We start from the raw sequence: 14,063 nt of genomic DNA on the forward strand, positions 1-14,063 counted from the left end.
TTGCATCAATACAATCTCTCTAGTCATTAATTCGGAATAATGCTTTCTACATAACTACGAACCTTCTTTTCTGTCAGTTCTCCAGAAATGGTTTGAGTAATCTCACCATCTTCATTAATTAAATATGTAACGGGGAGATTATTAACCTTATATTGCTCAATAGCTTCCCCAGTCCGATCAAGTAAAATGGAAAAACTCAATTTTTTTTCTAAGACAAATGGACTGACTATGATTCTAGGTTCTTGCGCATTTACAGCTAGAATTTCAATTCCCTTATCTTCATATTCTTGATAGACGTTATTCAAATAAGGCATCTCCTTTTCACACGGTGGACAATAGGTCGCCCAAAAATTAAGTATCACACCTTTTCCACGATAATCCGAAAGTTTTACTTCATTACCCTTTAAATCTTGCAAAGTAAAATCAGGAGCAAGATTACTTTGATCTATAGTTACTGCTTCTTTTTTAATAATTAAATTCGTGTAAAATTGTATAACCAAGTCCTAACACTAAAATCGCAGTCACTAAACTTTTTATAAAGAAGTTCACTGGCTTTTTTTCTATACTCATTAGAATGACCTGGCCCCTCTCAATTACTTACCTGGAAAGATAGTTCCGGCATTTCATGCAAAGTTTTATAGCTAACATGTGCAATCACTTTTTTCTGTCCTTGATCAAAAAACTTTGTTTCTAACAAATACCTTCCATCTCCCTTATTTTTAGGAAAGACCGATCCAATTGATATTCCATTTTCAATAATTTCAAATTGAACCTCAGCCTCTTTGCTAACATTTTCGGTCCCATATTTCACTTCTGCAGTAAAAGCGACAGCTTCATTGATCTTAATTTTTTTAGGATTACTTTCCAATAATACCTTCAATGATTTCGGTTGCTCTAATTGTTGTTTATTACCTGAATCGGAACATCCTATTAACAAAAAAATTGATAGTATAAATATTATCGATTTCACAAAATAGCTCCTTTATCAAAAGTAAATTCTCTTCTATAATCTTCTAAATTTAAAATTGCAGAGAGAACCTCATCATCATTCTTTTAACTACACTTCTTAGTCTTCTTCGTTTCCTCTTAGAATTTTTTCTTTTCTCTTAATTGGCCTCATTTTTCAAGTTTGTCCAAAAAAGAATACGTTTTTTGATTTTTTCAAAAGTAAACATAACCAATAAGATAACGATACTATTAAAAATTAATCCAGCTAAAACATAATCATATTGAGTAAAATCAGTGTAGAACTGGATAAAGTAGCCCATCCCCGATTTAGCTCCAAACATTTCTGCGGTCATTAATATTAGAAAAGATAAATTAAGTGCTGTTCCTGTACCACTTAATATAAATGGCGAACTTGCTGGAATGATTACTTTTAAAATCAAATCTTTCTGCTGTAACCCGATTGTTTTTGCATTATCCCAAAAATGATTATCAACCAATAACACACCTTGAATCGTGCCTAGAAAAATAGGCCAAAAAGCTGCAAGGAACAGAATGAAAATAGACGCTAATTCAAATGTTGGTAACAACGCAATAGCATATGGAATAAATAATGTTAAAGGCAGTGGGCTAAAAGCATTAAAAAATGGTGTTAAGATTTTCCTTGATTTTGGATGAAGTCCAAAGAACAGTCCCCCTCCAATTCCTAGTATTAGAGCTAGCACAAAACTTGGGACTAATAATTTCATAGAACTTACAAATCCTTGAAATAGTTCAATTAATGCTTTAAAGAATGCCATAACAACTATTTCTGGAGATGGGAAGATAATTGGGCTTAACCATCCCGTGAAATTTGTTATATAAAACCATAAGGCGAGTAAAGCAATTGTAATTATCGTTGTATATATATAGATAGAAAAAAACTTTTTCATCATATTCTCCTTATCATTTGAAGTCTAAGTTTTGCTCATTATATCTTTGTAATACTTGTTTATAATATTCATCATTTGGATTCCCTTTAATCAGCTCATCTAATGCTTCTTCATACATAGAAAGATCGAAGTGATTTTCTAGATTAATAGTTTCTACGTCTGAAATATACCCAATATCTTGCATTTTTTTCCATGTGTTAATAACTTCCCTTTTGTTTGGGTCTGCAGAATTGATTAAATGTTTCTCATTAACTATTTCGTTCACTCTTTCTTCAGGTAATTGTTTAAAAGTAGGTTTCGAGGCTTCTAAATTTTTCTTTGGATTTTCTAATTTTACACGTTCTGCCTTTATTAGCCCTTTCATGAATTTCTTATAAGCAACTGCCTTATCACCAGTTATATTGCCTCTTACGGTAACTCGGCAGCAAAGATCATTTGGACTTAGATCATTACTCCAAAAAATAGGGGTTAATCCTAATGCCTCCGTTTTTGTCATATGCCCTGTATTGGAAAGTCCAACATCTACTTTTCCAGAATTAACAGCTTCAAGTACATCTGCCACACTTTTTACTTCTACAAATTCAACATCTTTATGAATATCAATTCCAGCATCATCTAGCGCTGACTTAAAGACAACATCAAGTGTTCCTAAACGAATAGTCGCAATTTTCTTTCCCTTGAAATCTTCTAATGTTTTATATTTACTTGCATTTTCTTTTTTTGTGACAACCGGCTGTCCACCTTCCATATGACCTCCAACAAATTTAAAATCTGCACCTTGGGCAATATAGTTTAAAGGTGTTGCTGTACCAAATGTTAATGCAATATCTATTTTGTCAGCTTGTAAAGCGTCCAATCCCCCACTAGTAAAGGAAACCATTTCTACCTCTAAATTTTCATCCTCAAAAAACCCTTCAGCTCTAGCAATATCTGCTAGAGGAGCTCCATATAATTGACCATATCCAACCTTTAATTTATATGTTTTCTCTTGCGTAGATGCTTTTTCTTCATCACCATTGCAAGCTACTAACGTTAAAGCAAAGAACATCACAATACCGAATAACCACTTTCGCTTTCTCACGCAACCATCCTCCTAATCATTTTTAATATTATTTATATTCCTTCTCCTGCTGAACGGATTTCATGACCTTGTTCTAATTTTTCAAAGATTCCTTTGTTCATAATGTCTAAAATATAATTTCTTAATTCAATAAACTCTAAACTCTCTATTAACTTTTTACGATTTCTCGGCTTAGGAAAAGGTACATTAATAGTCTCAACAAGACTTCCAGGTGGTCCAGGTGAAAATATCACAATTCGATCCGCTAAAATAATAGCCTCTTCAGCATCATGTGTAACAAATGCGATAGTACGCTGCTGTTCATAATTTACTTGGAGAATCAGATCTTGTAGCTGAATTCTTGTTACTGGATCTAAGGCACCAAAAGGCTCATCCATGAACATTAAATCTGATCCTAAAGATAGCGCCCTCGCAATTGCTGCACGCTGCCTCATCCCACCTGACATTTCTCCTGGATATTTTTTAAACGCATGACCTAACTGGACTAATAGAAGATAACTTTGGGCTAAGTGCTCCAATTCCTGTTTTGTTTTTGATTTTTTTAATTTCTGCTTTAAAGCAAGAATTATATTTTCTTCTGCCGTTAGCCAAGGGAACAAAGAATAATCCTGAAATACAACTGCACTATCTGGTAAGGATTTTGCTATTGAATGTCCGTTGACAAGTATTTCACCCTTCTTTGGTTGAGCTAACCCTGTTAATAAGCGAAGAAGAGTACTTTTTCCAGAACCACTAGGACCCATAAATACGACAAATTCCCCTTCTTTAATCGTTAGATCTATATTTTTTAGAATTTCTACACCGTCATAATCAAAAGCAATTGACTTAGCTTCAATTTTATTTCGTACATTGACTATTTCTTCTTTCACTGTATAAACTCGATCAAGGACTTTTGCCATTATCGCTCCTCCAATTCTTTAGATAATTATTACAAATCAAATGTTGTTCATCTGGCCATTAATAAATGGTTTTATGTTGGTATAAAGCATTCATCCGCCAAACTATTTGCATATTTGGGGAAGAAAATAAACAAAAACCAGAGACGAATTCCGTATTTAGAAACTGTCTCTGGTTATCCAGTAAACAAAATATTAAATTCCAAATTTAGTAGTTGTTAAAAACATCAAGAAATAAATCTATCCATATAGCAGATTTTTCTACTATTAGAATACATATTCTTTCTACCTAATTTTTTAATTTATTTTCCATCCCCCCACAGCTCAAGTGGTAAATTAACTAACTCCCTACCTATTTGTTCGCGGGCCAAATTATTTGAAGGAGCCATCGGGATTCCGCCTCTAGCATCGCGGTAAATTCGTTCAAAAACCCCCTCGATGTAACCAAAACCACCTGCTACGTCCATTGCAACCCGAGCTGCAGAATCTGCTAATTCTGTGGATTGAACTTTAAGTTCTGTTACCTCAGTATTAAGTTGAGTTAAAGGTTGGTTGGTCTCAAGTAACTCATCATAATGTCTAGCTAAATCAAGTTGCCAAGCTCTTAGTCCTGTAATTTGAATTTTAATCTCAGCCAATTTTTGACGAATTACTTGATATTCTGCTAGGCTTTTGTTGAAACCTTTATGAATCGTTTTTGTGACATGTGCTACCGCGGCATCTAGAGCACCTTGCGCCACACCAAGCCATACTGCGCTTAAACCGAGGACAGTACCGGTGCCATTCAATATATCTCCGCTAGCAGCGTTCAATAAATCACGATGGCTTACTTTCACATTTTTAAACGTAAGTGGTCCACTATGATTTCCGCGTACACCTAATGCTTTCCAAGGTTTTGCTCTTATCCCTTCATCATGACCATTCACAATAAAAAAACTATGATCACTCGGGTCGTCACTATTTGCGGTACGGGTTTGAACGACATAAAAGTCCGCTTGTCCTCCACTTGTAGTAAATGACTTCTCAGCATTTAGAATAAAATCTTCACCGTCTCGTTCTGCCTGACTTAAGTTATACCAAACATGCCCCCCAGTAGCTTTTTCACTTACTGAAAAAGTACCGATAGCACCTTCACGAATAGGCAATAACCACCGATCTTTTTGATTATCATTACCAAAAATATTAATTACTTGAGCTGCACCAACATGCATCGCATATACAAGACCTGTAGACGCATCTACCCTGCCAATTTCTTCTGCCACAACGGACAAACCTACATAACCTAGGTTTAAGCCCCCCCATCTCTCAGGAATCGTTACCGAAGTCCAGCCTTCTTTTGCTAGGGCCTGTAAATTCCCTCGTGGAAACATGCCTTCTCTATCAATCATATCTGCATTTGGTTTAATTACTTTTTCAACAATCGGTCTAATCTTTTCTCTAATTTCCTGGATGTACGCTCTTGAATTTATATTTTTTTCTAATGCTGCATTGCTCATTTTTATATCCTCCAACTTTTTGTTTATAGATAGAAAACTCACAATTATAGACTTATCTATATCAAACTCTATATGATAATGAATACAAGGAGAAAACTTTTAGTAGATCGCTTAATGTCCATAGCAACCCATCTACTTAAAAGTAAATTTGCTTCAGCGGAAGCTTAGTACCGTTCACAACGTAATTACCTATAGCACGTGCTTTGTAGACAGTTGGATTATGAGAAGCTATGGTACGGATATTACGCCAGTGACGATCGAGATTCGCTGACTTTCTCGTTGCAGATGCTCCTCCCACTTCAAAAAGTAACGTAGAAGCTTGCAATGCAAGATCGTCCACAATAACCTTAGCCTGAGCCGCCCGAAGTGAAGCATCATGACTTAAATCATAGTCAATCACGCCGTCGACCGCTGAATTCACAGCAATGTCCAGTGCATCTACAGCAGCGAGAACAATCGCTTCGGACGCGAACGCACTACTTGAGAGCTGTCCAACAACCTGTTGTAGTTGCGGGTCTGCAGATGCAGTGTCTGCAGCAGCAAAACTAAATGTTCGAGTTCGTTTATGAACCAAAGCTGATGCGTCTGCCACTACATTACGCAATATGCCTGAAATAACCGCATGGAGATAAAGCTGTAAATATGAATTGAATGGCGTCCTGTCATCACGGATTACAGTCACTTCACCTTTATTGACGAAAACATTGTTTAAATGTGTCGTGCCACTCCCAGTCAATCTTTGTCCGATTCCATCCCAATCGTCTTTTATTATGACACCTTCACGATCAGTTGGGATGATCACGGATACAGGTATTCCATCTAAGGTAGATGCCGTAACAAATACCCAGTCAGCATACATGGTACCTGTACTAAAGTACTTCGTGCCGTTCAATCGGTAACCCTCACCTTCAGGGGACAAAGTTGTTTCAAAGGCCAAATGCCCCACATTTTTCGATGAAAGCTCAGTAAAAGCATTGCCAATGATTACTCCATCTGCTATTCTTTGTAACCACGTATCACGTTGTTCACTTGCAGGATTTCGAAGTAATTCATCCACATTGGAAAAATGAGAACGAAGGCTATGCGCGATATCTGGATCGGCTTCAGCTAATCGAATGATGACATGGAAAAGTTCACGAATACTAGCACCGCCACCCCCTAGTTCAACCGGTAAACGAAGAGCACCAAGTCGGGTTCGTCGGATTAAATCGATTGCATAATAAGGGCGTGCTTCGCTACCAGAACTCCGACGGTTCTCAGCATCTATTGCAATATCTGTAATCAATTGATCTAATTCAGCAGAGCCAACTTTTACTGGTTCAGTAAAAGTTAGTGAAGTTAAACGATCTTTGTTAACACCTAAATTTAATTGTTTTTGATTAGACATTTTTTAAATAACTCCTTTAATTATATTTTAAATACAATTATTCACATCATATTAGTCGTATTTATTTATAAAAAAATAATTAAATAGTATTAAGCTTGCTCATATTACTGTGTAGTTCCTTTCATGACAAAAGCATCAATAACATGCAGTAGGATGACGTTTATCATTTTGTTTAATCAAATACTTTTTATGTAGTAAATCATTTTGAGCTCTCTTGAAGACCAACTTTTCTATATTGGTTCCCTACGTGGTTTTCTGGTAAACGAGCTTTTTTTCCAAATAGCTTTTCTCTGAAAGTCCCTTCTTCATATTCCATTTTCACTAATCCTCTTCGTTGAAGTTCTGGTATGACAAGTTCAACAAAATCTTTAAAAGTTCCTGGTGTTATCGCATATGCAAGATTAAATCCATCGATATCCGTATCCTCAATCCATTCTTCTAGCGTATCAGCAATTTGCTTTGGTGTTCCGATTGCCACGGGACCCATTCCACCTATACCAGCAAAATTCGCCAACTCACGTACTGTCCATTTTTTATTAGTACTTGCTTTTGTCAAACTTTCGAGCATTGATTTAATTGCATTTGTTTCAATATATTCAATTTCTTGCTCAGGATCATATTCAGAGAAATCAACTCCTGACCACCCACTTAGTAAGGAAAGGGCTCCTTCATAACTTATATATTTCGATAACTCTTCATATTTTGCCCATGCCTCTTCTTCTGTTCGTCCCACAATTGGTGTAAGTAATGCGAAAACTTTCACACTTTTTGGATCTCTTCCTTGCAAATTAGCTTGTGCTCTAACATCTTTAACATATAAAGAAATCGCTTCTTTTCCAGGACCAGAAATAAATGTACATTCTGCATGTTTGCCTGCAAATTGTCGGCCTCTTGCAGATCCACCAGCTTGATACAAAACAGGAGTTCTTTGTGGTGAAGGCTCACACAAATGAATGCCTGGCACATCGAAATATTTACCATGATGGTTGATTTCGTGAACTTTTGTTGGATTGGTATAGATTCGCTTCTCTTTATCTTTCACAACTGCATCGTCTTCCCAGCTACCCTCCCACAATTTATAGCAAACTTCTAAATATTCATCGGCTATATTGTATCTTTCCGCATGTTGAAATTTATTACCGATGTCGATATTTTTCGTTCCACTTTCTAAATAGGAAGTAACAATATTCCAAGCAATTCGCCCGTTAGTTAGATGATCCAATGTAGACATTCTTCTTGCAAACGTATATGGGTGTTCAAACGTTGTCGAGCATGTGATTCCAAATCCTAAATGTTTAGTTTCATTAGCCATTGCTGAAACGAGCAGAATTGGATCATTTACCGGAACTTGTGTTGCTTCACGAACTGTAGTTTTTTTATCTCTACCATACACATCATAAATCCCTATTACATCCGCAATAAACAAACCATCGAACCGTCCTTTCTCCAATGTTTGCGCTAACTCCACCCAATATTCAATCTCATTATAGCGATGTGATTGGTCTTCAGGATGTACCCACAAACCTGGTGATTGATGGCCAACACAATTCATATCAAATGCATTTAATAAGATTCTTTTTTTGTTCATTTTTTTGTCTCCTTTTTTCTTACTTTTTGAAAACTGATAATACAATAAATATTTGATAGTAAAAGGTTTAAAAAAACAAAAAACCAGAGACATCTTCTACAAAATCAGAAATTGTCTCCGGTTGACCGGCAAACCATATATTAACTATTCCTATGTTATTACTATGTTTTATATTAGCGGGCATACTTCACGTTGTCAATACACCTTATGCACTTTTCTTCAACTTTTTGCTGCACATATAAAAGGTAATTTCCCCTAAAATCCAACAATATAAAATTAACAACTATAGACATAACTCCGGACAACCATTGAGCAACATGTAAAGGATACATATCAAATAGAACAACAACAAGTACAAGTCCTAATGAACATCCAATCATATATTCTAATAGTAAAATTAGCGAACAAGCTAAATCATTGGTACAGTACTACCATCAAAGAAAATCCGACTTTCCATCGAAAGGACTAATAAAATCTCATTCATTTGGATTGTTCTCTTTATCTTTTGATACAGTTCTTTATTTTTTTGCCTTTGTTACCCGACAGCTTCATTTAATATTTTTTATTAGTCCAATGTATCGAACCCGTATCACAATGAGGATGACTATCTAATTGAATTCTTTTGTATTCATTTTCTAACTCTTTTAAAGATAAGTTCAACAGTTGTTCCTTATTCTTATATACATTAAAGACAATCAGTTTATTAATTAATTTTCGCCTTATTTCTTCCATATCTTCGCAAATTTTATACCCCATATGACCTTCTCCTTTTCATCGTTTGTAGAATTGTAAAGGATTTAAAAAACCTTCTTCAAGAATGAGAGGTCCGCATTAAACTAGATTGTGGTAGCACGGAATTCTAAAAAAATCTTTGCTAGAAGTTTCAAAGGCCCTTTTCCTTCACCTCTCTGAATAAGTTTTACAAAGTAAATTCATGTAAACAAACAACTCCTAAGAAAAAATACTCCACTAAATTAATTGAAATTCAAAAGGTAGATATCCCATAATCTTTAAAACTAACTAAAATTAGATGATCTTACCCTGGGTTATTATCGGAATACGTTTAATGCTTCAAACGCTCATCTTTTTTTTATCACTAATTTTATTATATTCTTCCTGTAAATCAGATAAAGTCATTTCAAATAAATGAGTGTTATTTTTCTTATAAACCCCTTCTTCAATTAACTTGTTTATCAGGAAAACCTTTTTATTATTTAGAGCATTACGTAATAATTTTCCCAAGATGTAGCCTCCTTTTATAATCAAATCATTTCGTTGAATAGTGGTATGTAGCAAAGAATTATATTGTTAATTTTAGTTGTAAAACGCGTTTTCTTCCTGTTCCACCTCCTTCCATACCGTTGATTTCTATAGCCAAAAGAGGCCCTCTGTCCAAGATACACTTCATCTTGAATAGAGAGCCTCTAGTAATCTAGTCAGCACATTTTATTAGTTTGAATATTTAAGTTTATACTAAATTATATTAAACACATATGTCAAGTATGAATTAAATTATATACTCGACTGAACTTATTAATAAATGACTCCGAGACCCCTCCCCTAAGCAAAACGTGTTTCACGGATACTTTTCAGAGTTATGTAATTTTATCAGGGACATCAGGGGAAAAATCTGGCCTTCATAACATAAAACAGTGTCATTTGCTCTGATTTGATAATCCGCAAAAACAATCTTATACTCTTGCCACATATTTGAACACCACCCATAAAGTGCTTTTATACGAAAACACTCAGTAGTGGAGTAAGAGAAGAATTTTTTTATTTAAAGACCTGTTATAACATACTGTTGATTTTTCACAAAGAAAAAAGGACCATATTAATAAGGTCCCTTGGTAAAACATCTTGATTTAAGCTTGAAGAGCTTTCTGTAATGATTTTTTCATTGCTTCTACAAAGTTCTGACGTGTTTCAACAGATAATTCTAACAAGGAAAGATAGGGATTTAAATCCTCTAATTCAACTAATAAAAGTTCACCTTGTTCATTCCGACAAGCATCAACTCGTTGAATCCCCCAATCAAGATTATTCCATTCAATAAATCGGTTAGCAAAAGTTAAATCTTCTTCAGTAGGCCCATAATCTTTTAATTCCCATCTTTGCTCTTTATCTGGTGCATAAAGAGCATACTGAAATTCTTTATCGATAAAATAAAATGAAACCTCATACTCAAAGTTGATAAATGGTTGTACCAATGTGTTTTTTGATTCTGAATCAACTTTATCTCTCAATTCATCTTTCGTGACAAATTCCATACCGATAGAATCTGCACCATCTTTCGGCTTTACAATATACGTTTTTACATTAGGGAGTTTATCTAAAGAATCAAGAGTATCGATAGTTGGAATAACAGGAAATTTAGCATTCGTTAATTCAATTAAATATTCCTTCCCGTTCATATCAGCCATTCCGTTAAATGAATTGTATGTTTTCAAATAACCAGAAACTACTCTATTTCGGAATGCTTGATACTTATCCTTAAAATTCGCTACTGGACCAGCATTTCGAAATACAATTAAGTCAAAATCTTTTTCAAACGTTTCGGTATCTTCAGGATGACAAATGACCACCTGAAAATCTTCTCTAAGCTTCGAAGTAAGGAGCAAATCCTCCTCATAATAATTTCTTCCTTTTGCTTCATAGTATAAATCTGTTACGAATAATAGTGTCTTCATTACACCTTCACCTCTTTACATTTATTTTCATTGATTTAAAAAGGATTAAAAAACAAAAAATCCCGTCTCATTAAGAGACGAGATTTTAACTCGCGGTACCACTCTTGTTTAATAAAATGCTTCGAAAGCACTTTACTACCCTTACAAACGTACAATCATACGTTGTTCCTTGTAACGGAGGAAACCGATAAAGCTTACTAATACATTCGGCTTTACTTCTCAGAGATGATTTTCGGTTATTATCTGGACACTGGCTTCCAGCAAAACACCAGCTCTCTTTGGAACAGAAACTATAACGTACTCTTTCTCTTCATAGAATTTTAAAAATTAGATTATTTCGAATTATTTTATATTAACCAGCAATTAAAATCAATGGTTATTTGATGAAATTAATTTTCTGCCCCTTTAGCTCGATAAGAAAGGGATCATCAGCAGCGACTTATTAAACTCTTGCACCCGTTTGTTTAAAAAAGAAAGCTGATTTAAGTACTGGCTTTATCCATCCTTATAATGCTGATGAATAATAGAAAAGAAACATATCCTTTCTATGGTGGTGATGGAGTTAAGAACCTAGTTTCTTCATTAATATTTACTAACTTGTTTTGCATTCTCCTATTAACAATTGAGTGCTTTAGTTAAATACGGTGCTGATTTTTTCTACTTATTCGACTCTCATCTGAATGATGAGCCATCAACAGCAGCTTTGCATTTAATAAAGAAAGAATTTAGCTGGTAAAAAATAAATATAGTTTTCCTATTAAGTCTCCTTATTTATTCTATGTATAATATCGAATGCTTCTCCACATTAACTCCATATAACACGGTTATAATGATACAAGAGGTGATACCATGAGGAACTATCATATTCTTGTAGTAGAGGATGATCATGAGATTCAGGAATTAATTAAACAATTTTTAATGACACAACACTATACTGTTGAGGTTGCATCAGATGGATTAGAGGGAATGAAACAATATAATAAGCAATCCTTTGATTTAATTCTTTTGGATGTGATGATGCCAAACCTTAACGGATTTGAAGTTGCCAAAATGATTCGAAACCAGTCAAATGTACCAATTATTATGCTAACCGCTTTAGAAGAAGAACAAGATCAAATGAAAGGTTTTGATCTTGGAATCGATGATTATATAACTAAACCTTTTTCTTTTCATGTTTTGATTAGACGAGTCGAAGCAGTACTGAGGAGAAGCTATGATCAAAGTACAGCTAATCATTTAGTTTTTAAAGAAATGCATGTTGATTGTGATGCATATAAAGTATATGTAAATAAGGTTGAAATACCTTTAACAACAAAAGAATTTGAGATGCTGCAACTACTCCTTCAAAATGAGAAAAAAGTACTCACAAGAGAAAGCATCGTAGAAAAAGTTTGGGGATACGAGTACTACGGAGAAACACGAATTATCGATACACATATTAAAAACATACGAAAAAAATTAGAAATACCCTACATTAAAACAGTAAAGGGAATTGGTTACAAAATCGATGAATAAGATATTAAAAATCATGAAGATGAAGAAGATTACCTATAAACTCTTTTTGATTACATCCCTTATTTTGTTAGCCTTTGCAGTCCTGATCTATTTAACTTTATACTTCTTTCTCCCTACATTTTATGAGCAGTATAAAACAGACCAGCTTCAAACAGGAATAGAAGAAATAATTGATAAATCTAAGGATCTTTCTTTTCAAAATGCAATACCACTTTTTGATGAATACGCTCAAAAAAATAATGCAATCATCTACCTTCAAAATAATGAAGGAGCAATAATTTATTCTCCTTTTTTATCTTTTATTCAAGGTAGTGCTCAAGCATTACCACGTGTAAAATTCGATAATACAAAGCCATTAAGAAATTCAAATAACCTTTCCAATTCATTTGATGTTGCCATGCCAATCCAATTCCAAGATGGTAACTTAACGCTCGTAGTATCCGCAACATTTCAACCTATTAATGAAGCTTCACAGGTCTTGGTACGTTTCCTTCCTTATATCAGTATCATTGTAGTTGTTATTGGTGTCGGAAGTGCTTATTTATATTCGAGGTTTATTACAAGACCACTCATTTATATTAATAGAGGGGCACAAAAGATGGCGAACTTGGATTTTTCCGAAAAAATTGAGGTTCGTTCCAATGATGAATTAGAGGAATTATCCAATAGTTTAAATGATATGTCACTTAATTTACAACAAACTATGCTTGATTTACGGAAAGCGAATCAGCAATTACAAAGCGACATTGAAAAAGAAAGAGAAATAGAAAAAAAACGCAGGGAATTTTTTTCAATTGTAGCTCATGAATTAAAGACTCCTCTCACTGTTATGAAAGGACACTTAGAAGGAATGATGTATAATATCGGTCCCTATAAAGACCGGGACACATATTTACAAAAAAACTTTCAAACCGTTCAGGATATGGAACAACTTGTTCGTGAGATTCTAGGTATATCCAAATTGGAACAACATACCTTTAAACTAAAATTAGAAGAAGTAAATCTCGCGGAATTAATTAATATAATCACAAAAAATCTCGGTTTTTTTGCTTCTCAAAAAGACATTCAAATAATAAAACAGATTGGTTCTCACCTTTCTGTTTTTACAGATCGTGCTCTTTTAGAAAAAGCCTGTAAAAACATTATTCATAATGGGATTATGTATTCACCGCATGGCGAGAAAGTATATATAAAGCTAACTCAGGATTCAAAACAACACCACATCCAATTTCAAGTCATCAATACGGGTGTAAAAATTAAAGAAGAGGATATACAACATATTTTCAAACCATTTTATCGAATTGAAAAATCAAGAAATCGAAATACTGGAGGGAGTGGCTTAGGGTTATATATTGTAAAGCAAATTTTTGAAGCCCTTTTTATCACGTATTCTATGAATAATACTGAACAGGGTGTACAATTTTTAGTTACCATTCCATTATCCATAAAGTAAACAAAAAAAGAGTCTGAATCCCATTTCTATAGGATGAAATGAGATTCAGACTTTTATTTAATTTCTATGAATTTACATAA

13 protein-coding genes and 1 other annotated feature are annotated in these 14,063 nt (G+C 34.2%); of the genes, 2 read left to right on the forward strand and 11 right to left on the reverse strand.

What is annotated here, in order from left to right:
* Positions 1-26 precede the first annotated feature (26 nt).
* From resA to JFU24_RS04945, 11 genes are all read right to left on the reverse strand, one after another.
* Positions 27-500, reverse strand: coding sequence for a thiol-disulfide oxidoreductase ResA (resA, locus tag JFU24_RS04895; RefSeq protein WP_242485278.1), 474 nt, complete (start codon positions 498-500; stop codon positions 27-29).
* Between the two features lie 89 nt (positions 501-589).
* Positions 590-970 carry a hypothetical protein gene (locus JFU24_RS04900; RefSeq protein WP_201224836.1) on the reverse strand — a complete coding sequence of 127 codons (381 nt, stop codon included), beginning with the start codon at positions 968-970 and terminating at the stop codon, positions 590-592.
* Positions 971-1,106: 136 nt separating this feature from the next.
* Entirely contained in the window at positions 1,107-1,877 is a 771-nt protein-coding gene (locus JFU24_RS04905) for an ABC transporter permease (RefSeq protein WP_053345668.1), read from the reverse strand.
* Positions 1,878-1,890: 13 nt separating this feature from the next.
* Positions 1,891-2,958 carry an ABC transporter substrate-binding protein gene (locus JFU24_RS04910; protein WP_201224837.1) on the reverse strand — a complete coding sequence of 356 codons (1,068 nt, stop codon included), beginning with the start codon at positions 2,956-2,958 and terminating at the stop codon, positions 1,891-1,893.
* Between the two features lie 32 nt (positions 2,959-2,990).
* Complete coding sequence (locus tag JFU24_RS04915; protein ID WP_201180941.1) at positions 2,991-3,857, reverse strand: ABC transporter ATP-binding protein; 867 nt, start codon at positions 3,855-3,857, stop codon at positions 2,991-2,993.
* Between the two features lie 299 nt (positions 3,858-4,156).
* Positions 4,157-5,350, reverse strand: a complete 1,194-nt coding sequence (locus JFU24_RS04920; RefSeq protein ID WP_201224838.1) for an acyl-CoA dehydrogenase family protein — start codon at positions 5,348-5,350, stop codon at positions 4,157-4,159.
* 136 nt (positions 5,351-5,486) lie between these two features.
* Entirely contained in the window at positions 5,487-6,737 is a 1,251-nt protein-coding gene (locus JFU24_RS04925; protein WP_201224839.1) for an acyl-CoA dehydrogenase family protein, read from the reverse strand.
* A gap of 199 nt (positions 6,738-6,936) precedes the next feature.
* On the reverse strand, positions 6,937-8,325 hold the full coding sequence (locus JFU24_RS04930) for an LLM class flavin-dependent oxidoreductase (RefSeq protein WP_201180946.1): 1,389 nt from the start codon (positions 8,323-8,325) through the stop codon (positions 6,937-6,939).
* A gap of 552 nt (positions 8,326-8,877) precedes the next feature.
* Positions 8,878-9,081 (reverse strand): Fur-regulated basic protein FbpA, encoded by a 204-nt coding sequence (locus tag JFU24_RS04935; RefSeq protein ID WP_053345662.1) that lies wholly within the window; start codon positions 9,079-9,081, stop codon positions 8,878-8,880.
* A 315-nt stretch (positions 9,082-9,396) separates the two neighbouring features.
* Positions 9,397-9,567, reverse strand: coding sequence for a Fur-regulated basic protein FbpA (locus tag JFU24_RS04940; protein ID WP_201249623.1), 171 nt, complete (start codon positions 9,565-9,567; stop codon positions 9,397-9,399).
* A gap of 623 nt (positions 9,568-10,190) precedes the next feature.
* The gene (locus JFU24_RS04945) at positions 10,191-11,015 is read right to left on the reverse strand and encodes a hypothetical protein (protein ID WP_201249624.1); all 825 of its coding nucleotides are present in this window, start codon (positions 11,013-11,015) and stop codon (positions 10,191-10,193) included.
* 70 nt (positions 11,016-11,085) lie between these two features.
* Positions 11,086-11,338: a binding site (T-box leader), on the reverse strand.
* A gap of 526 nt (positions 11,339-11,864) precedes the next feature.
* On the opposite strand from JFU24_RS04945, the gene JFU24_RS04950 reads away from it, so the two are divergent.
* Together JFU24_RS04950 and JFU24_RS04955 are read left to right on the forward strand one after the other, a co-directional pair.
* Positions 11,865-12,530, forward strand: coding sequence for a response regulator transcription factor (locus JFU24_RS04950; protein WP_201180950.1), 666 nt, complete (start codon positions 11,865-11,867; stop codon positions 12,528-12,530).
* Between the two features lie 13 nt (positions 12,531-12,543).
* Entirely contained in the window at positions 12,544-13,983 is a 1,440-nt protein-coding gene (locus tag JFU24_RS04955) for a sensor histidine kinase (RefSeq protein ID WP_201250877.1), read from the forward strand.
* Positions 13,984-14,063 lie beyond the last annotated feature (80 nt).

The organism is Peribacillus sp. TH27 (genome assembly GCF_016650915.1).
GTDB classification, from domain to species: domain Bacteria; phylum Bacillota; class Bacilli; order Bacillales; family DSM-1321; genus Peribacillus; species Peribacillus butanolivorans.

Bases quoted from the DNA above. Each gene is read 5' to 3' on its own strand.
- JFU24_RS04930 (WP_201180946.1), bottom strand. From the start codon at position 8,325: ATGAACAAAAAAAGAATCTTATTAAATGCATTTGATATGAATTGTGTT.
- JFU24_RS04935 (WP_053345662.1), bottom strand. From the start codon at position 9,081: ATGGGGTATAAAATTTGCGAAGATATGGAAGAAATAAGGCGAAAATTA.
- JFU24_RS04905 (WP_053345668.1), bottom strand. From the start codon at position 1,877: ATGAAAAAGTTTTTTTCTATCTATATATATACAACGATAATTACAATT.
- JFU24_RS04920 (WP_201224838.1), bottom strand. From the start codon at position 5,350: ATGAGCAATGCAGCATTAGAAAAAAATATAAATTCAAGAGCGTACATC.
- JFU24_RS04925 (WP_201224839.1), bottom strand. From the start codon at position 6,737: ATGTCTAATCAAAAACAATTAAATTTAGGTGTTAACAAAGATCGTTTA.
- JFU24_RS04945 (WP_201249624.1), bottom strand. From the start codon at position 11,015: ATGAAGACACTATTATTCGTAACAGATTTATACTATGAAGCAAAAGGA.
- JFU24_RS04955 (WP_201250877.1), top strand. From the start codon at position 12,544: ATGAAGATGAAGAAGATTACCTATAAACTCTTTTTGATTACATCCCTT.
- JFU24_RS04915 (WP_201180941.1), bottom strand. From the start codon at position 3,857: ATGGCAAAAGTCCTTGATCGAGTTTATACAGTGAAAGAAGAAATAGTC.
- JFU24_RS04950 (WP_201180950.1), top strand. From the start codon at position 11,865: ATGAGGAACTATCATATTCTTGTAGTAGAGGATGATCATGAGATTCAG.